Source organism: Pseudogulbenkiania sp. AW2-16 (assembly GCF_056824575.1).
Genome location: NZ_CP157668.1, coordinates 433,322 through 452,518, shown reverse-complemented (window position 1 = coordinate 452,518; position 19,197 = coordinate 433,322). Strand labels below are relative to the sequence as shown.

Here is a 19,197-nt window from a genome sequence, read left to right as displayed (position 1 = left end):
ATCCGAACTTTGATGTCGCTTTCTGTGTGGATTCGGTGTTCAAACGGTTGTTTGGGTGGAAGCTGTCCCGTATTCGGCACAAAATTGAAAATGTCGTCTTTAGAAAAATGGCAGGAATTTTCATTAATTCGCGGCAATTTTCTGTTAAGAGGCCTCGTTTTGCGCTGTAAACAGGGTGGGGCGTCTGGTGCGCGCCGACTCGCCGGAATGTGAATAAACGAAAACAGGGGTGTGCCGTCAGCTCACCCATTCGGGCGCTGTGCTCCGGTTCGGGTGCGAACAGTCACTGCCCGGCACCTGCCGCGCTTGTTATCATTCGCGCATTCCTGTGTTTTTACCGGTGTGCCGCCATGCCCCAACTGATCCTGTTCAACAAGCCTTACGGCGTGATTTGCCAGTTCTCGCAGCACGAGCTGCACCCCACGCTGAAAGACCATATCGACATTCCCGGGGTGTACCCGGCCGGGCGGCTGGATACCGACAGCGAGGGCTTGTTGCTGCTGACTGGCGATGGCGAGCTGCAGCACCGCATCAGCGACCCGCGCTGGAAGCAGCCCAAGACGTACTGGGTGCAGGTGGAGGGGACGCCGTCCGAGGAGCAGCTCGAGGCGTTGCGCGCCGGGGTGAACCTGGGCGATTTCATCACCCAGCCGGCCGAGGTGCGCCTGCTCTCCGAGCCTCCGCAGCTGTGGGAACGCAAGCCGCCGGTGCGCTTTCGCAAGACGGTGCCCGACACGTGGCTGGAAATCATCATCAGCGAGGGCAAAAACCGGCAGGTGCGGCGCATGACCGCCAAGGTGGGGTTGCCGACGCTGCGGCTGGTGCGGGTGGCGGTCGGGCCGTGGCGGCTCGATGGACTGCAGCCGGGTGAGTTCCGCCAGCTGGAGGTGTCGCTTGCCGATTTGCCGCGTGCGGGGCATGCTAAACCCGTCGGCAAGGCGCCCGTGCAGCAGCCGGGGCGGCAGGCCGCCGAACCGGCGCCTGCCCGCCGTGCGGCGCCGCGCTTCCGGTTTGCCAAGAAGTCCTAGGGCTCCCGTACGTTCGCCATGGCCGGCAGACTGGTGATTGACGTTGGCCGCACGAGGCGCGGCCTGCGCAGCAAAAGGCGAGCGTATGCAGATACCCGAATACTACAACCCCGTCGCGCGTGACATTGCCCTGGCGCTGATCGAGGGTTTCGACAAGCACTACCGGCTGTTCAGCGAGTGCAACCACCAGGCCAAGGTGCTGTTCGAGGAGGGGGACTGGCAGGGGGTGCAGCAGGCCATCCGCGACCGTATCCAGTTCTACGACGAGCGCGTCAGCGAGACGGTGGCGCGGCTGCATACGGTTTTCCACGCCGAGTTGCTGGACGACGAAATCTGGCAGCAGGCCAAGCTGTACTTCATCGGCCTGTTGACCAACCACAAGCAGCCGGAGTGCGCCGAGACCTTCTTCAACTCGGTGTTCACGCGCATTCTGCACCGCGACTACTTCAACAACGATTTCATCTTCGTGCGGCCGGCGATTTCCACCGAGTACATCGAGGCCGACCCGCCGTCCTACCGCAGCTACTATCCGCTGCAGTACGGCCTGCGCCCGGTGCTGCGCCAGATCGTGCGGGATTTCGGCTGGAAGCGGCCGTTCGCCAGCCTGCGCCGCGACCTGGGCTACGTGCTGCGCATGGCGCGCGATGAGCTGCAGGGACGTTGGCCGAAGCCCGAGGCCAATTTCCAGATCCAGGTCCTGTCGTCGGCGTTCTACCGCAACAAGACCGCCTACATCTTCGGCAAGGTGGTGAACGGTAATTCCAACTATCCATTCGCGGTGCCGGTGCTGCACGATGCCGACGGCAAGCTCTACCTCGATACCGTGCTGCTCGAGCCCTGGCGTATCGGCGTGCTGTTCTCGTTCAGCCGGGCCTACTTCCTGGTCGACATGGCGGTGCCGTCGGGCTACGTGCAGTTCCTGCGCTCGATGTTGCCAACCAAGAGCAAGGCCGAGCTCTATACCATGCTGGGCTTGCAGAAGCAGGGCAAGAACATCTTCTATCGCGACTTCATCCAGCACCTGCAGCATTCCAACGACCAGTTCATCGTGGCGCCGGGCATCCGCGGCCTGGTGATGCTGGTGTTCACGCTGCCGTCTTACCCTTACGTGTTCAAGCTGATCAAGGACGTGTTCGGGATTACCAAGGAAGTCGATCACGACACGGTGCGCGCCAAGTACCGTCTGGTGAAGCGCCACGACCGGGTGGGGCGCATGGCGGATACCCTGGAATTTTCCAACGTGGCGTTTCCCAAGGCGCGCTTCACCGAGGAACTGCTGCGCGAGTTGCACCAGCTGGCGCCGTCGCAGATCGAGGAGGACGAGCAGAGCATTGTCATCAAGCACGTCTACATCGAACGCCGCATGAAGCCGCTCAACCTCTACCTGCAGAACGCCTCGCCGGAGGAGAAGGCCGAGGCGGTGCGCGACTACGGCAACGCCATCCGCGAGCTGGCTTCGGCCAACATCTTCCCCGGCGACATGCTGTTCAAGAACTTCGGCGTGACGCGCTACGGCCGGGTGATCTTCTACGATTACGACGAGATCGAGTACATGACCGACTGCCACTTCCGCCGCATCCCGGAGGCGCCCAATCCCGAGATGGAGATGTCGGGCGAGGTGTGGTACCCGGTGGCCAAGGGCGACGTGTTCCCGGAGGAGTTCGCCACCTTCCTGCTGGGCGACGCCGAGGTCAGGAAGGTGTTCCTGCAGTATCACCGGGATCTGCTCGACGCCGGCTTCTGGCAGACCCGCCAGCAGCGCATCCGCGACGGCTACATCGAGGACTTCTACCCGTATCCGCTGGAGATGCGCTTCGTCAACCGCTTTGCTGCCGGCTTGGCGCCGCGCCGCATGCGTGTCGAGCCGGTCCAGGCTGCCGCGGTGTGAGCGCCGGGTGAGCGGAAAGAGCGAAGGGGGCGGCGTGCCGTCCCCTTCGCTGGCTGTGGGTGGTCGAATGGCTTAGTGATTCAAGAGGGGAGCGCTGCTGTCTTCGAAGTAGGCAACCGGCCCGGCGCTGGTGAGGCCGACATGGAAGCGCGACGTTTCCGGGAAAACAACCCCCGGGTGTTCTGCCGCCCGCACGATTTCAAACAGTACTTCCACTTCTTTGAACTTCTTGACGATCTCGCTATTGCCCTTGAGCCATTCCCGGATCGCCTCGGCTTGCGGGTGCTGACTTTCCAGCACCAGTTCGCCGTCCTGCCCTACCAGACTGAGCGCAGGCGGGATGGTAATGGTTCGTTGGGCCAGCTGCTGCTGTGCCAGGGCGACAAATCGGGATAATTGTTTGTTGGCCCGTTCACGGATACCGGCCAGCGAAACCGCCGAGCCTGAGTCCGCCTCGCCGAACAGTCTGGCCAACCCCGGGTTTGCCACAGCACTTTCCGACTGCATTATGTCGCTCTCCTTTACAAGTGGTGTATCCGGTTTTCATTGTAGGCAACGGCGCCTGATTTGCAGACCTAATTCAGCATCGTTTTCAAGGCGTAGAGCAGGTCGAGCGCCTGGCGCGGGGTCAGTTCATCGGGTTGCAGTTCGGCCAGCCGTTCCAGCGCCGGGTGCGGTTCCGGCTCGACGGCGGCGGTGGGCAGCGGTGCCGCAAACAGGTCCGGCTGCTGCGTCGCGGCGGACTGGTTTTCCAGCTCGGCGAGACGCCGCCGCGCCTCGCGGATCACCTTGCCCGGCACGCCGGCCAGCTGCGCCACGGCGAGGCCGTAGCTCTGGCTCGCCGGGCCGTCCTCGACGTGGTGCAGGAACACGATCTTGTCCTTGTGCTCGATGGCGGAGAGGTGCACGTTGGCGACGCCGGGGTAGTCGCTGGCGAGCCGCGTTAGCTCGAAGTAGTGGGTGGCGAACAGGGTGTAGGCGCGGTTCTTCTCGATCAGCGCCTTGGCGATGGCCCAGGCCAGCGCCAGGCCGTCGAAGGTGGAGGTGCCGCGCCCGACCTCGTCCATCAGCACCAGCGACTTGTCGCTGGCGTTGTTGAGGATGTTGGCGGTCTCGGTCATTTCCACCATGAAGGTGGAGCGGCCGCCGGCCAGGTCGTCGGAGGCGCCGATGCGGGTGAAAATGCGGTCGATCGGGCCGAGCACGGCGGAGTCGGCCGGCACGAACGAGCCGACGTGGGCCAAGAGCGTGATCAGCGCGGTCTGGCGCATGTAGGTCGATTTACCGCCCATGTTCGGGCCGGTGATCAGCAGCAGCTTGCGGCTGTCGGACAGGCAGGAGTCGTTGGCGATGAAGCGCTCGACCTCGGCTTCGACCACCGGGTGGCGACCCTCGATGATCTCGAGGCGCACCTCGTCGACGAATTCCGGTTCGACGTAGTTGCGGCTCTCGGCATGGCGGGCGAAGGCGGCCAGCACGTCGAGCGTGGCCACCGCCTGGGCGATCAGCTGCAGTTCGGCGATGTGCGGTGCCAGCTCGTCGAGCAGCGTCTCGTAGAGCTGTTTTTCCAGCGCCAGTGCGCGGTCGTTGGCCGACAGCGCCTTGTCCTCGAATTCCTTCAGTTCCGGCGTGATGTAGCGCTCGGCGTTCTTCAGCGTCTGGCGCCGGCGGTAGTCGTCCGGCACCTTGTCGCCCTGCGCCTTGCTGACCTCGATGTAGAAGCCGTGCACGCGGTTGAATTCGACTTTCAGCGAGGGGATGCCGGTGCGCTCCTTCTCGCGCGCTTCCAGTTGCAGCAGGAATTCGCCGCAGTTGGTCTGGATCGCCCGCAGTTCGTCCAGGTTGGCCGAAAAGCCGTGGTTGATCACGCCGCCGTCGCGCAGGAAGGTGGCGGGTTCGGGCAGGATGGCGCTCGCCAGCAGCGTGGCCACCGGGCTGTCGGCCGGCAGCAGCACGGCCAACTGGCGCAGCAGCGGGCTGTCGAGTTGTTCGGCCAACCCTTTCACCCCGGTCAGCGCCTTGAGCGAGTCGCGCAAGGCGGCGAGGTCGCGTGGGCGTGCCGAGCGCAGCGCCACGCGCGCGGTGATGCGCTCGATGTCGGCCACCTCGGCGAGTTGCTCGGCGACCTCGCCGTGGCGCGCCAGCAGCGCGCGCACCGCGCCGAGGCGCTCGCGGATCTTGCCGTGGCGGCGCAGCGGATGGTGCAGCCAGTGCGCTAGCTGCCGGCTGCCCATGCTGGTAGCACAGCAGTCGAGCAGCGAGCCCAGGGTGGGCGAGGGTTCGCCGCGGATGGTTTCGGTCAGTTCCAGGTTGCGGCGGGTGGCGGCGTCCATGCGGATCAGGTCGCTCTCGTCCTCCACCGCCAGGCTGGCGATGTGCGCCGGGTTCACTCCCTGGGTGGCCTTGACGTAGCCCAGCAGGGCGCCGGCGGCGCCGATCGCCACGGTCAGCTCTTCGGCGCCGAAGCCGGCCAGGTCGCGCGTGCCGAAGTGGCGGATCAGCGTCTCTTGCCCGGACTGCTGATCGAACTGCCAGGCCGGCAGCTTCTTCTTCGGGATCGAGAGCTGCTCCAGCAGCCCGACCTCGCTCTCGTCCGGCAGCAGCAGCTCGGCCGGCTTCAAGCGTTCCAGTTCGCTTGCCAGCTCGTCGACGCTGGTTTCCATCACCTTGAATTCGCCGCTCGCCAGCGACAGCCAGGCGAGCCCCAGCTTGCCGCGCACGCTGTTGAGCGCCAGCACCAGGTTGTCGCGCTTGTCGTCGAGCAGCGCCGAGTCGGTCAGCGTGCCCGGGGTGACGATGCGCACCACCTTGCGCTCCACCGGGCCCTTGGCGAGCGCCGGGTCGCCGATCTGCTCGGCGATGGCCACCGATTCGCCGAGCTTCACCAGCCGCGCCAGGTAGCCCTCGGCGGCATGGTAGGGCACGCCCGCCATCTTGATCGGGATACCGGCCGTGGCGCCGCGCGTGGTCAGGGTGATGTCCAGCAGTCGCGCCGCCTTTTCGGCGTCCTCGAAGAACAGTTCGTAGAAGTCGCCCATGCGGTAGAACACCAGTTTGTCCTGGTGCTCGCGTTTGATGGCGAGGTACTGCTGCATCATCGGGGTGTGCTGGGGTGTGGTCATGCCGAGTCCGTGGAAATCAGGAGCAGACGACCTGCGGGGCCGTCCGACGGGTAAAAGCGGGCATTCTACCGCAGTTGCCGCGGTGCTCCGAAGGGAGATGGCCCGGGTGGTCGGGTGCGACATCTAGCCGCAGACGGGGCGGCTTGCAAGAAAAATAACGTGGGTCTATGATTCATATCAAACTTTCAGAAATTACTGAAAATTGGAGAAAGATGAACCTGCCACCCCTGACCCAATCCTTCGTGCTGCATTTCGGCGAGATGGGCAGCCACTGGGGCATCAACCGCACCGTCGGCCAGATCTATGCCCTGCTGTACGTCTCGCCCAAGCCACTCAACGCCGACGACATCGTCGAGGCCATCGGTTGCTCCCGCTCCAATACCAGCATGGCGCTGAAGGAGCTGCAGGCCTGGCGCCTGGTCAAACTGCAACACCTGCCCAGTGACCGGCGCGAGTACTTTTCCACGCCGGACGACGTTTGGGCGATCTTCAAGACCTTGGCCGAAGAGCGCCAGAAGCGCGAGGTGGAGCCGACCCTGACCATGCTGCGCGGGGCGATCCTGGAGCGGCCGGGCAGCGAGGAAGAGCGCCACGCCCAGGCGCGCATGAAGGAGATGTACCAGCTCATCGAGCTGGTGACGAAATGGTTCGCCGACATCCGCGACATGGACGTCGAGACCCTGCAACGGCTGATGAAGCTGGGGGCGCAGGTGCAGAAGGTGCTGCAGTTCACCCAGAGCCTAGGCCGGCTGGCCGGCCGCGACGGCGGCAAGGAGGAGTGAGTCATGGAGTTCGATCCCGTTACCCTGGCCCGGATCCAGTTCGGCGCCAACATCAGTTTCCACATCCTGTTTCCGACCATCAGCATCGCCATGGGCTGGGTGCTGCTGTTCTTCAAATGGCGCTTCAACGCCACGCGCGACGAGGCCTGGATGGAGGCCTACGGCTTCTGGGTCAAGGTGTTCGCGCTGACCTTCGCGGTCGGGGTGGTGTCCGGCATCACCATGAGTTTCCAGTTCGGCACCAACTGGCCGGGCTACATGCGCACCGTCGGCAATATCGCCGGGCCGCTCTTGGCCTACGAGGTGCTGACCGCGTTCTTTCTGGAGGCGACCTTCCTCGGCATCATGCTGTTCGGCCGCTCGCGTGTGTCCAACCGCATGCACACCCTGGCCACCTTCCTGGTGGCGTTCGGCACCACGGTGTCGGCGTTCTGGATCATCGCGCTCAACTCCTGGATGCAGACCCCGGCCGGCTTCACCATGGTGAACGGCCAGGCCCATGTCACCAGCTGGCTGGCAGTGATCTTCAACCCGTCGATGCCGTACCGCCTGATCCACATGCTGCTGGCCTCGGGCCTCACCGTGGCGTTCCTGGTGGCGGGGCTGTCGGCCTACCGCTGGGGGCGCGGCGATCGGGGGCTGGCGGTGCGCCACAGCCTCACGACCGGCGTCTATCTGGCGGCGCTGCTGATTCCGCTGCAGATCCTCGCCGGCGACGCCCATGGCCTGAACACCTTCCATCACCAGCCGGCCAAGCTCGCGGCGATGGAAGGGGTATGGCACACCGAGCCCGGCGCGCCGCTGTTGCTGTTCGCGCTGCCGGACGAGGCGAGCCAGTCCAACCGCTACCAGATCGGCATCCCCAAGCTGGCGAGCCTGATCATCACGCACCAGCCGGACGGCGAGATCCGCGGTTTGAACGAGTTCGCCGGCCGGCACCCGCCGGTGGGCAAGGTGTTCTGGAGCTTCCGCGCGATGGTGGCGGTCGGCGTGCTGATGCTGGCGACGGCGTGGCTCGCGGCCTGGCAGCTGCGGCGCCGTGGCGAGCCGGCGGGCTGGACCGTCACGCTGCTCACTGCCATGACCTTCTCCGGCTGGCTGGCGACGCTGGCGGGCTGGTACGTCACCGAGATCGGGCGTCAGCCCTGGCTGGTGACCGGGGTGCTCAGCACCGCCGACGCCGCCTCGACGGTACCGGGCGGCATGATCATCTCCACCTTGCTGATGTACCTGGCGCTGTATCTGGTGCTGTTGGCGAGTTACGTCTCGGTGGTGTTCTATCTGGCGCGCAAGGCGGGCAAGCACGATGAGCTCCCGCTTTCGGCCAACCTGGCAGGAGAACAAGCATGAACGCGGAACTGTGGTTGCCGGTGGTATTCGCCGGCCTGATGGCGATCTCGCTGTTGGCCTACGTGATCCTGGACGGCTACGACCTGGGGGTGGGCATCCTGCTGCCGCTGGGTTCCAAGGCCGAGCGCGACACCATGATCGCCAGCATCGGCCCGTTCTGGGATGCCAACGAGACCTGGCTGGTGTTGGGCGTGGGGCTGCTGCTGGTGGCCTTCCCGCTGGCGCACGGCATCATCCTGGGTGAACTCTACCTGCCGGTGGCGCTGATGCTGCTCGGGCTGATCCTGCGCGGCGTGGCCTTCGACTTCCGCGTCAAGGCGCGCGACCCGCATCAGCCGTGGTGGAACGCCGCCTTCGCCGCCGGTTCGCTGCTGGCGGCGCTGAGCCAGGGCGTGATGCTGGGGCGCTACCTCACCGGCTTCGCCCCGGGTGCCATGGCGTGGGGCTTCGCGCTGCTGGCCGGGGTCGGCCTGGCGGCGGCCTACGCTCTGCTGGGCGCCGGCTGGCTGATCATGAAAACCCAGGGGGCGCTGCAGGCGCGTGCCATCGGCTGGGCCCGGCGCGCGCTGTACGGTACCGGGCTGGCGGTGCTGGTGGTGTCCATTGCGACCCCGCTGGCCAGCCAGCACATTGCCGCCAAGTGGTTCGTGCTGCCCGATTTCCTGCTGCTGTTGCCGCTGCCGCTGGGGACGCTGGCGCTGTTTGTGCTGCTCGCCCTGAGCCTGCCGCGGCTGGCACGGCGCCAAGCCGCCGGCAACGACACCCTGTGCTGGCTGCCGTTTGCCGCCACCGTGGGCATCGTGCTGCTGTCGTTCTGGGGCCTGGCCTACAGCGTGTTCCCCGACATCGTTATCGGTCGCCTCACCATCTGGCAGGCGGCCTCGAGTCCCGAGGCGCTGCGCGTGATCCTGTGGGGGGCGGCGGTGGTGTTGCCCACCATCATCGGCTATACCGTGTACGCCTACCGCGTGTTCTGGGGCAAGGCGGAGGGCTTGAGCTACTCGTGAACGGGGCCGCGGGCGGGGGCTTGGGACGTCCCAACCTGCTCCTCGAGCAATCGCTCCAGGAGCAGGTTGGGGCGGCGTCCCTGGCGTGTCACGGCGGCGGAGAGGCTGCCGCATTCCAGCACGGTCTTGAACAGGCGCAACAGGCGGAGGTCGACATCGCTGACCCGGGCGAGGGAGTGTGTCTTGCTGATGGGTGAGTAAAATCGAAACTTAACATAAGAAGAATGTGATTTAACTCGCCTTGCAGCTTGGTGCAAGCTAGGCACCGCTTCTTCCACTTCCTGTGCCACTTTACCGTTTCGGGAGCCGTGCCATGAATTCCCCCAGCCTGCCGTTCCGCCTGTCGCCGCCGGTCTCGATCTGCGTGCGCACTGGATGCCGTTCACCGCCAACCGCAATTTCCAACGCGACCCGCGCCTGATCGTCGCCGCCAGCGGCAACTACCTGACCGATGCCGATGGCCGCCAGATCTTCGACAGCCTGTCGAGCCTGTGGTGCTGCGGCGCCGGCCATGCCCGCAAGGAGATCGCCGAGGCGGTGTACCAGCAGCTCGGCACGCTGGACTACTCCCCGGCGTTCCAGTTCGGCCACCCGCTGTCGTTCAGGTTGGCCGAAAAGATCGCCAGCATGACTCCAGCGGGCCTCGACCACGTGTTCTTCACCAACTCCGGCTCGGAGTGCGCCGACACCGCGGTGAAGATGGCGCGCGCCTACTGGCGCCTGAAAGGGCAGGCCAGCAAGACCAAGCTGATCGGCCGCGCGCGCGGCTACCACGGCGTCAACATCGCCGGCACCAGCTTGGGCGGCATCAACGGCAACCGCAAGGCCTACGGCCAGCTGCTCGACGTCGACCACCTGCCGCACACGCTGCTGCCGCAGAACGCCTTCAGCCGCGGCCTGCCCGAGCACGGCATCGAACTGGCCGACGACCTGCTGCGCCTGATCGAGCTGCACGACGCTTCCAACATCGCCGCCGTCATCGTCGAGCCGATGGCGGGCTCGGCCGGCGTGATCGTGCCGCCGGCGGGCTACCTGCAGCGCCTGCGCCAGATCTGCGACCAGCACAACATCCTGCTGATCTTCGACGAGGTGATCACCGGTTTCGGCCGCACCGGTTCGCTGTTCGGGGCGGACTATTTCGGCGTGGTGCCGGACATCATGAACCTCGCCAAGCAGCTCACCAACGGCGCCGTGCCGATGGGCGCGGTGGTGGCGAGCAACGAGATCTACAACACCTTCATGAACCAGAACATCCCCGAGTACGCGGTGGAGTTCACCCAGGGCTACACCTACTCGGCGCACCCGGTGGCCTGCGCCGCCGGGCTGGCCGCGCTCGACATCCTGGAGCGCGAAAACCTGGTGGCGCGCGTCGCCGAACTGGCGCCGCACTTCGAGAACGCCATCCACGGCGTCAAGGGCAGCCAGCACGTGGTGGACATCCGCAACTGCGGCCTGGCGGGCGCGATCCAGCTCGCCCCACGCGACGGCGACGCCATCGTGCGCCCGTTCGAGGCGGCGATGAAGTTGTGGAAAAAAGGCTTCTACGTGCGCTACGGCGGCGACTGCCTGCAGTTCGGCCCTCCGTTCACCAGCACCCCGGCCGAGCTCGACCGCCTGTTCGACGCCGTGGGCGAAGCCCTCAACGAGGTGGCCTGAGATGACGGCGCGTCCCCAGGCTGTGCCCACGGTGCAGATCGACAACGACAAGGTGGTGGTGACCGAGTGGCGCTTTGCCCCCGGTGCCGAAACCGGCTACCACCGCCACGGCATGGAATACGTCGTGGTGCCGATCACCCACGGCGAGTTGCTGCTGCAAACGCCCGATGGCGAGCGGCGTGCGGCGCTGGTTCCGGGCCAGAGCTACACCCGCCAGATCGGCACCGAGCACAACGTGATCAACCCCTGCGCGCACGAAGTCGCGTTCATCGAGATCGAACTCAAGCCACGGTGAGCGCGTCGGCTGGCAGCAGGGCCAGCATGGAACAACGTCCTCTCCGGCAGCGAGAGGCCAAAGGGAGAGGGGCTGCGCACGCCCCGTCCCGACCCTATTTAGCGAGATAGAAACCGACCATGAGCATCCTCAATCATCTGATCAACGGCGAACTGAGCGCGGGCGGCAGCCGCACCACAGCGGTATTCAACCCCTCCACCGGGGAGGCCATCCGCCAATTGCCGCTGGCCGACGTCGCCACCGTGCAGCAGGCCATCGCCGCCGCCCAGGCCGCCTACCCGGCCTGGCGCAATACCCCGCCGGCCAAGCGCGCGCAGGTGATGTTCCGCTTCAAGCAACTGTTGGAAGCCAACGAAGCGCGCATCGCCCAGCTCATCAGTGAAGAACACGGCAAGACCCTGGAAGACGCCGCCGGCGAACTGAAGCGTGGCATCGAGAACGTCGAGTACGCCTGCGGCGTGCCGGAACTGCTCAAGGGCGAGTACAACCGCAACGTCGGTCCCAACATCGACGCCTGGAGCGACTTCCAGCCGCTCGGCGTGGTGGCCGGCATCACCCCGTTCAACTTCCCGGCCATGGTGCCGCTGTGGATGTACCCGCTCGCCATCGCCTGCGGCAACACCTTCATCCTCAAGCCGTCCGAGCGCGACCCCAGCTCCACCCTGCTGATCGCCCAACTGCTGCACGAAGCCGGCCTGCCCAAGGGCGTGCTCAACGTGGTGCACGGCGACAAGGAAGCGGTGGACGCGCTGATCGAGGCGCCGGAGGTGAAGGCACTCAGCTTTGTCGGCTCCACCCCGATCGCCGAATACATCTACGCCGAAGGGACCAAGCGCGGCAAGCGCGTGCAGGCCCTGGGCGGCGCCAAGAACCACGCCGTGCTGATGCCGGATGCCGACTTGGACAACGCCGTGAACGCGCTGATGGGCGCCGCCTACGGCTCCTGCGGCGAACGCTGCATGGCGATCTCGGTGGCGGTGTGCGTCGGCGACCAGGTGGCCGACGCGCTGATCGCCAAGCTCACCCCGCAGATCCAGGCGCTGAAGATCGGCGCCGGCACCACCTGCGGCTTGGACATGGGCCCGCTGGTCACCGCCGCGGCCCGCGACAAGGTGGTGGGTTACATCGACGACGGCGTGGCGGCCGGTGCGCAACTGGTGGTGGACGGTCGCGGCTATCGCGTCGCCGGCCATGAAAATGGCTACTTCCTCGGTGGCACGCTGTTCGACCGCGTCACCCCGGAGATGCGCATCTACCAGGAAGAAATCTTCGGCCCGGTGCTGTGCGTGGTGCGCGTCAACAGCCTGGAAGAGGCCATCGCCCTGATCAACGCCCACGAATACGGCAACGGCACCTGCATCTTCACCCGCGACGGCGAGGCGGCGCGGCTGTTCGCCGACCTGATCGAAGTCGGCATGGTCGGCATCAACGTGCCGCTGCCGGTGCCGGTGGCCTACCACAGCTTCGGCGGCTGGAAGCGCTCGCTGTTCGGCGACCTGCACGCCTACGGCCCGGACGGGGTGCGCTTTTACACCCGGCGCAAGGCGATCACCCAGCGCTGGCCGCAACGCGCCAGCCACGAGGCGTCGCAGTTCGCCTTCCCCAGTTTGTAAGACCCACACGGTGTGAACTTGATAAGCCCAACCTCGGTTGGGCTTCTTTTTTGCCGGCTTGAGGGGTGAAGGCGGGGCTAAGCCTTCCTGTGCAGCAGGCCGGCGTGCAGGTCCGCGCAGCTGTTGACACCCAGCATCGCCATATTGCGATCGACCTCGTCGTAGAGCAGGCGGAAGGCATGCGCCACCCCGGCCTCGCCGGCCACGGCCGCCGCGTAGTTGAACGGACGGCCGACGAACACGCAGCGTGCACCCAGCGCCAGGGCTTTCAAGACATCGCTGCCGCGGCGCACGCCGCTGTCCATCATCACGCTCATGTCCTGCGCCACGTCGACGATGGCCGGCAGCACGCGCAGCGGGGAGACGGCGCCGTCCAGCTGCCGGCCGCCGTGGTTGGAGACGATGATGCCGTCAGCCCCGTGCAGCCGTGCTTGCCGCGCATCCTCCGCGCTCAAGATGCCCTTGATGATCAGCGCCCCCTTCCACTGGCGGCGGATGCGCTCGAAGTGGGGCCAGCTCAGGTGGTCGCGCGCCGAGAAGTCGCGCAGCACGCTGGCGGAGATGATCGGCGCGCCGCGCGTGGCAAACGAGTTTTCGAAGTGCGGCATGCCGTGCTTCAGCAGGGTGCGCAGCAGCACCCCCAGCAGCCAGCGCGGATGCGTCAGCCCCTGGTACGCCAGCGCCAGACTGGGGCGCAAGGGGGTGGAGAAGCCGTTGCGTACGTTGTTTTCACGGTTGGCCGAAACCGGTATGTCCACGGTCAGCACCAGCGTTTCTACCCCGGCCCGCGCCACGCGCTGCACCAGGGCATCGATGCGTGCCGGATCGCCCGGCAGATAAGCCTGGAACCAGGTGCCCGGCGCCTGCTCGATGACCTCCTCCAGGGGGATCAGCGAGGTGCCGCTGAGGATGGCGGGGATATTGGCCGCCTGAGCGGCGCGGGCCAGCACGATGTCGCCGCGATAGGCCGACAGCGCGCTGATCCCCATCGGGGCGACGCCGAACGGCGCGGCATAGTGGCGGCCGAACAGTTCCACGCTCTGATTGCGTTGCGACACGTCGACCAGCGCCCGGGTCTGGAAACCGTAATCGCCAAAGGCGGCGCGGTTATCCTGCAGCGAGGCATTGTCTTCTGCCGCGCCGGCGACGTAGCCGAAGATGGGACGTGGCAGACGCTGTCTGGCCAGCGCCTCGAAGTCATCCAGGGCCAGCACGCCGCGCAAGGAGCGCGGCAGCCGGGCGGGCGCGCTGGCCGTCGCGCGGCATTCGGGCAGGGAGAGGGTAGGGGTGTGTGTCATGGTGGTCGGGGACTCCGGTTGCACTCGGTGGCGCCGCGTTCCGGCGCGACGCCGGCCTGACGCGGCAAGGTTGTCAGGAGCCAGACTAGACAATCCCGTTGATTCAATAAAGCGAATAAATTTCAGATTGTTTGTTCGCTTTTTTGATATATTTTTCCATCTCCAACCCTCGCCTTTCCCCTCCATGACCCTGAAGCAACTCGACGCCTTCTTCTGTGCCGCGACCTGCGCCAGCTTCGCCGTCGCGGCGGAACGGCTGCATCTGTCGCTCTCTTCGCTGTCGAAACGTATCGCGGAGCTGGAGCAATCGCTTGGCGAGAGCCTGTTCGATCGTAGCGGCCATCGCGCCGTGCTGACCCCGGCCGGGGCCCGCCTGCTGCCTCATGCCGCCGAGGTGCTGCAGTCCGCCGAACGGCTGGTGCTTGCGCTGGGCAAGGACAGCGGGTTGACCGGGCGCTGCCGTTTTGGTGTGGGCGAGCTGGCAGCGCTGACGTGGTTGCCCAGCCTGCTGGCGCAGGCCCGCGAGGCGTTTCCCCGCCTGGTGCTGGAGCCCTACGTCGACATCGGCACCGTGCTGGAACAACGCGTCAGCGACGGGGAGCTGGACTTCGCGGTGGTGGCGGGACGCTCGTCGCGCAGCACCGTGCTGTCGCAGCCGGTGGGCCAGGCCCATTTCCTGTGGGTGGTGTCTCCCGCCCTGGTGGGGGCGAGCCGGGTGCTGAGTGCCGAGCTGCTCTGCGCCCAGCCGCTGATCACCCTGCACCTCGGCGCCGGCACGACACGCCTGCTGGACGATTGGCTCGGCACCCAGCCGGTCGAGATTGAGCGACGGCTGACCTGCAATGGCTGGGGGGCGGTGGCGGGGATGCTGGTCGACGGTGTTGGGATCGGCTTTCTGCCGGAGGGGTGGGCGCATGCCCTGTCGCGGCGTGGCCAGCTGTGCATCCTGGAGAGTCAGCCGGCGCTGGCCCCACTCCACTACACCTTCCAGTCGCGGCGGGACGACACCCGCCTGGTGGTGCTGAAGCTGCGCGACATGGTAAGCCGCGTCGCCGATTTCTCGGCGACCAGCGGGCTGTTCTGAGCGGCGGTGGGTGCGGTGCCTGTTTCGAGGATGGCGCCGGATCAGCGGCGATATCGCTCCGGGTCGAGACCGTGGCGGTGCAGCTTGTCGTACAGCGTTTTGCGCGGCAGCTGTAACAGCTCGGCGGCCTTGATCACCTGGCCGCCGCTGCGGCTGAGCGCGGTCTCGATGCAGGCTTTCTCCGCCGCCTCCACCACGGCGGCGAGCGAGACCTCGCCGCCTGCCGCAGCGGGTGCCATCTCCGCCTCCAGGCCGTCGCCCAGGCCCAGGCAGTAGCGTTCGGCGATGTTGCGCAGCTCGCGTACGTTGCCCGGCCAATCGTGGCGCTGCCAGCGCGCCAGATCGGCCGCGCTCCACTCCGGCAGCGGGCGGTTGAAGCGGGTCGCGGCCTGCTGCAGGAAATACGCCATCAGGAGCGGGATGTCGGCATTGCGCTCGCGCAACGGTGGCAGGTCGAGGCGCGCCACGTTGAGGCGGTAGTACATGTCGCTACGGAACCGTCCGGCGTCGGATTCGGCCTTGAGGTCGGCCTTGCTGGCGGCAATCACCCGGCATTCCACTGGGATCGCTTCGTTGCCGCCCAGGCGCTCGATGGTGCGTTCCTGCAGCGCCCGCAGCAGCTTGACCTGCAGCGTGAGCGGCATGCTCTCGATCTCGTCGAGAAACAGCGTACCGCCGTGCGCCAGCTCGAACTTGCCGATGCGGCGCTTGGCGGCACCGGTGAAGGCGCCGCTCTCATGGCCGAAGATCTCGCTCTCGAACACGCTCTCCGGCAGCGCGCCGCAGTTGAGCGCGACGAAGCGGCCGCGCCGGCCGCTGGCGGCATGGATGGCGCGTGCCACCACCTCCTTGCCGCAGCCGGTCTCGCCGTTGAGCAGGATGTCGACCCCGGTGGGGGCCAGCGCGCTCACCAGCCGGCGCAGATTCTGCATCGCCGGGGTCTGGCCGATCAGCGGGGAGTCGCCGCCCGCCTGCAACTGCTCGCGCAGGCGGCGGTTTTCCTGCTGCAGCGCGCGCTTCTCCAGTGCCCGTCCCGTCACGTCGGCGAGCCGCTCGGATGGGAAGGGCTTTTCGATGAAATCGTAGGCGCCTTCGCGCATCGCCTGCACCGCCAGCGTGACGTCGCCGTGGCCGGTGATCAGGATCACCGGCAATTCCGGATCGAGGCGGCGTGCCTGTTGCAGCAGCGCCAGGCCGTCTTGTCCAGGCAGGCGCACGTCGCTCACCAGCGCACCGGGCGAGGCCTGTTCGAGCGCTGCCAGCGCGCTCTCGGCGTCGCCGAAGTCGGTCACGGCAAAGCCCGCCAGCCGCAGCGCCTGGGCGCAGCCGTGGCGCACCACCGGGTCGTCTTCGACCAGGAACACCGGCAGCGAGAGGTCGGTCATGAGAGGGGTTCTCCTGAAGTGGGGGCCGCCGGCAGGTCGAGCCGGAACACGGCGCCGGCACCGTCGGCGTTGCCGGCGGTGAGCGTGCCGCCGAAGCTCTCGACGATGGCCAGCGAGATGGCCAGGCCGAGGCCCAGCCCCTGGCCCGCCGGCTTGGTGGTGTAGAAGGGTTCGAATAGCCGCTCCAGCGCCTCGGCCGGCAGGCCGGGGCCGTGGTCGCGCACCGTCAGCCGCAACCGCGTGCCGTGACGCACGGCGTGGAGTTCGAGGCGCGGCGCGGCCTGGCCGGCCATGGCGTCGAGCCCGTTGCGCAGCAGGTTCACCAGTACTTGTTCCAGCCGCACCACGTCGGCCCAGGCCTGCAGTTCCGGGGCGATGTCGGTCGCGATCACCGCATCGAGTTCGCGCCGGCGCGGCTCGACGATCAGGCAGGCGTGCTCCACCGCCTGCGCCACGTGCACCGCGGCGGTATCGGCCGGCGCCTGGCGCGCGAACGACTTGAGCTGGCCGAGGATGCGGCCGAGGCGGCCGGTGAGCTGGCCGATCAGGGTGAGGTTGTCGCGCGCCTCGTCGTAGCGCGCCAGTTCGATCAGCTTCACGGCGTTGTCGGACAGGGTGTTGAGCGCGGCGAGCGGCTGGTTCAGTTCATGGGTGACCCCGGCGGCCATCTGCCCCAACACCGCCAGCTTGCCGGCCTGTACCGCGCTGTCGCGCGTCTCGCGCAGGATGCTTTCGGTGCGCTTGAGTTCGTCCACGCGCTGTCCCAGCATGGTGTTGGCGGCCTGCAGTGCGGCGGTGCGCTCGACGATACGCGCCTCGAGCCCGGCCTCGACGCGGCGCAGCTCGGCCTGGGCCGCGCGCCGTTCCGCCAGGCGGCGCCGGCGCTGCTGCCAATACACCGTCAGCGCCAGCACGAAGGCGGTGGCGAAACCCAGCGCGGCAGCGCCGCCGGCGGCGCTCTGGCGCGCTTCGGCCAACTCGCTGAACAGCAGCACGCGCCAGCCCAGCAGGCCGGCAGGATGGGACTGCACCAGCAGCTCGCGCCGGCCGTTCCCCAGCGGCAGGCGCCGCTGCTCGCCGTGGCCGCGCAGGGCGGTGTCGGCGGCGAGCGGTGGCAGGGGGTAGTCGCCGTACTGGCGCTCGGCATGTAGCCGGTGGCGTACCGCGGGCGGCAAGGGGGCGAGGGTGTGATATTGCCAGGCGGACTCGGTGGCGAGAAACAGCACACCGTCGCGGTCGGCCAGGGCGAGGTGGTCGCCGCTGGCCTGCCAGGCGCGTTCGATGCTGTCGAGCTTGACCTTGACCACCACCACGCCGATCGGCCCGGTCGGGCTGGGCAGCGGGGCGGCCAGAAACACCCCGGGCTCGCGGGTGGTGCTGCCGATGCCGTAAAAGCGGCTCGGCCGCCCGTTGATGGCGTCCTGGAAGTAGGGGCGGTAGGCGTAGGAGTTGCCGACCAGGCTCAGCGGCGAGTGCCAGTTGGACGAGGCCAGGGTGCGGCCGCTGCGGTCGAGCAGGAAGGCCTGCGCCACCCCGGCGCGCTGCTGCACCCCTTCGAGGTAGTGGTTCACCTGGGCCGTCAGCGCCGCATCGCCCGGCTGCGCCAGCAGCTCGGCCAGCCGCCCGTCCAGGCTCAGCACGTAGGGCAGGGCCTCGTGGCGGGCGAGCAGGTTGTCCAGGCTGAGGGCGTAGGCGCCCAGACGCTGGGCGTTGGCCTGGCGCTGCGCCGCCAGCTGGCCGCGCAGCAGCAGGGTGTAGGCCGTCAGCGCCACCAGCGCGCACAGCGCCAGCCCCGCCAGCGCCGTGAGCACGGTGCGATGGCGGGGCCGGTTCAGGATGGGCGGGGCGGAGGGAAGCGACAGGGCTGGCATGCCGTGGATTGTGCGGCAATCAATCCACGGCGGCCAGCTTCATCTCCGCCGCGGCGTGGCGCTGCTGCTCCTCCATCACCAGGCTCCCCAGCTCGCGCTTGAGCTCGTTGAACTCGGCGGAAGACGGATCGCGCGGGCGCGGCATGGTGACGCGCTGATCGCGCTTGATCGTGCCCGGACGGTAGGTCATCACCACGATGCGGTCGGCCAGGTAGATCGACTCCTCGATGCTGTGGGTGACGAAGATGATGGTCTTGCCGAACTCGGCCCAGATGCGCAAGAGCTCGTCCTGCAGGTTGCGCCGGGTGAGCGCGTCGAGCGCGCCGAACGGCTCGTCCATCAGCATGATCGGCGAATCCATCGCCAGCACCCGGGCGATCGCCACGCGCTGGCGCATGCCGCCGGACAGATCCTTGGGGAAGCGGTTGCGAAAGTCCTTCAGGTGCAGCTTGTCGAGCAAGGTGTCGACACGCTCCGCCATGGCGCCCTTGCTCATGCCCTTGACCTCCAGCCCGAAGGCGACGTTTTGCGCCACGGTCATCCACGGGAACAGCGCGTACTCCTGGAACACCATGCCGCGCTCCGGCCCCGGCGCGGTGACTGCCTGGCCGTCTACCCGGATCGAGCCGGAGGAGGGCAGCGAGAAGCCGGCGATGGCGTTGAGCAGGGTGGACTTGCCACAGCCGGACGGCCCCAGCAGGCAGACGAACTCGCCCTGCTTGATGGTGAGGTTGATGTCCTTCAGCGCCACCACGTCGCGTTCCTGGGTGCGAAAGACTTTCTGGACGTCGCTGACGACGATTTGCGGGTTTTGCATG

At 67.0% G+C, this 19,197-nt stretch carries 15 protein-coding genes; 9 read left to right on the top strand and 6 right to left on the bottom strand.

What is annotated here, in order from left to right:
- Window positions 1-350: 350 nt before the first annotated feature.
- Together ABKF58_RS02160 and aceK are read left to right on the top strand one after the other, a co-directional pair.
- Window positions 351-1,028: a pseudouridine synthase gene (locus tag ABKF58_RS02160; RefSeq protein ID WP_482583246.1), complete on the top strand. Its 678-nt coding sequence runs from the start codon at window positions 351-353 to the stop codon at window positions 1,026-1,028.
- A gap of 85 nt (window positions 1,029-1,113) precedes the next feature.
- Window positions 1,114-2,916 carry a bifunctional isocitrate dehydrogenase kinase/phosphatase gene (gene aceK / locus ABKF58_RS02155; RefSeq protein WP_482583245.1) on the top strand — a complete coding sequence of 601 codons (1,803 nt, stop codon included), beginning with the start codon at window positions 1,114-1,116 and terminating at the stop codon, window positions 2,914-2,916.
- A gap of 72 nt (window positions 2,917-2,988) precedes the next feature.
- Here the strand turns inward: aceK and ABKF58_RS02150 are convergent, their stop codons facing one another.
- The gene (locus ABKF58_RS02150; protein ID WP_008953386.1) at window positions 2,989-3,423 is read right to left on the bottom strand and encodes a hypothetical protein; all 435 of its coding nucleotides are present in this window, start codon (window positions 3,421-3,423) and stop codon (window positions 2,989-2,991) included.
- 68 nt (window positions 3,424-3,491) lie between these two features.
- Window positions 3,492-6,038 (bottom strand): DNA mismatch repair protein MutS, encoded by a 2,547-nt coding sequence (gene mutS / locus ABKF58_RS02145; RefSeq protein WP_482583244.1) that lies wholly within the window; start codon window positions 6,036-6,038, stop codon window positions 3,492-3,494.
- 212 nt (window positions 6,039-6,250) lie between these two features.
- Between mutS and ABKF58_RS02140 the strand changes: the two genes are divergently transcribed.
- The 6 genes from ABKF58_RS02140 (at window position 6,251) to ABKF58_RS02115 (ending at window position 12,741) form a co-directional block, all read left to right on the top strand.
- Entirely contained in the window at window positions 6,251-6,820 is a 570-nt protein-coding gene (locus tag ABKF58_RS02140; RefSeq protein WP_482583243.1) for a GbsR/MarR family transcriptional regulator, read from the top strand.
- A gap of 3 nt (window positions 6,821-6,823) precedes the next feature.
- Window positions 6,824-8,170, top strand: coding sequence for a cytochrome ubiquinol oxidase subunit I (locus ABKF58_RS02135; protein WP_482583242.1), 1,347 nt, complete (start codon window positions 6,824-6,826; stop codon window positions 8,168-8,170).
- A complete protein-coding gene (locus ABKF58_RS02130) occupies window positions 8,167-9,177 on the top strand; it encodes a cytochrome d ubiquinol oxidase subunit II (RefSeq protein WP_482583241.1) in 1,011 nt (336 codons plus the stop codon). Before ABKF58_RS02135 ends, ABKF58_RS02130 begins: the two co-directional genes overlap by 4 nt.
- Before the next feature lie 375 nt (window positions 9,178-9,552).
- Window positions 9,553-10,833 (top strand): omega-aminotransferase AptA, encoded by a 1,281-nt coding sequence (gene aptA, locus ABKF58_RS02125; RefSeq protein WP_482583240.1) that lies wholly within the window; start codon window positions 9,553-9,555, stop codon window positions 10,831-10,833.
- Between the two features lies 1 nt (window position 10,834).
- Entirely contained in the window at window positions 10,835-11,128 is a 294-nt protein-coding gene (locus ABKF58_RS02120) for a cupin domain-containing protein (protein WP_482583239.1), read from the top strand.
- 119 nt (window positions 11,129-11,247) lie between these two features.
- On the top strand, window positions 11,248-12,741 hold the full coding sequence (locus tag ABKF58_RS02115) for a CoA-acylating methylmalonate-semialdehyde dehydrogenase (protein ID WP_482583238.1): 1,494 nt from the start codon (window positions 11,248-11,250) through the stop codon (window positions 12,739-12,741).
- A gap of 77 nt (window positions 12,742-12,818) precedes the next feature.
- Here ABKF58_RS02115 and ABKF58_RS02110 read toward each other — a convergent pair whose 3' ends face one another.
- Window positions 12,819-14,039, bottom strand: a complete 1,221-nt coding sequence (locus ABKF58_RS02110) for an alpha-hydroxy acid oxidase (RefSeq protein ID WP_482583237.1) — start codon at window positions 14,037-14,039, stop codon at window positions 12,819-12,821.
- A gap of 184 nt (window positions 14,040-14,223) precedes the next feature.
- Between ABKF58_RS02110 and ABKF58_RS02105 the strand changes: the two genes are divergently transcribed.
- A complete protein-coding gene (locus ABKF58_RS02105) occupies window positions 14,224-15,123 on the top strand; it encodes a LysR family transcriptional regulator (RefSeq protein WP_482583236.1) in 900 nt (299 codons plus the stop codon).
- Between the two features lie 41 nt (window positions 15,124-15,164).
- Here ABKF58_RS02105 and ABKF58_RS02100 read toward each other — a convergent pair whose 3' ends face one another.
- From ABKF58_RS02100 to ABKF58_RS02090, 3 genes are read right to left on the bottom strand one after another with little or no spacing between them, the layout of a single operon-like run.
- A complete protein-coding gene (locus ABKF58_RS02100) occupies window positions 15,165-16,508 on the bottom strand; it encodes a sigma-54-dependent transcriptional regulator (RefSeq protein ID WP_482583235.1) in 1,344 nt (447 codons plus the stop codon).
- Window positions 16,505-18,379, bottom strand: a complete 1,875-nt coding sequence (locus ABKF58_RS02095; protein ID WP_482583234.1) for a sensor histidine kinase — start codon at window positions 18,377-18,379, stop codon at window positions 16,505-16,507. The genes ABKF58_RS02100 and ABKF58_RS02095 overlap by 4 nt, the downstream gene beginning before the upstream one ends.
- A 19-nt stretch (window positions 18,380-18,398) precedes the next feature.
- Window positions 18,399-19,196 carry an ABC transporter ATP-binding protein gene (locus ABKF58_RS02090; protein ID WP_482583233.1) on the bottom strand — a complete coding sequence of 266 codons (798 nt, stop codon included), beginning with the start codon at window positions 19,194-19,196 and terminating at the stop codon, window positions 18,399-18,401.
- Between the last annotated feature and the right edge of the window lies 1 nt (window position 19,197).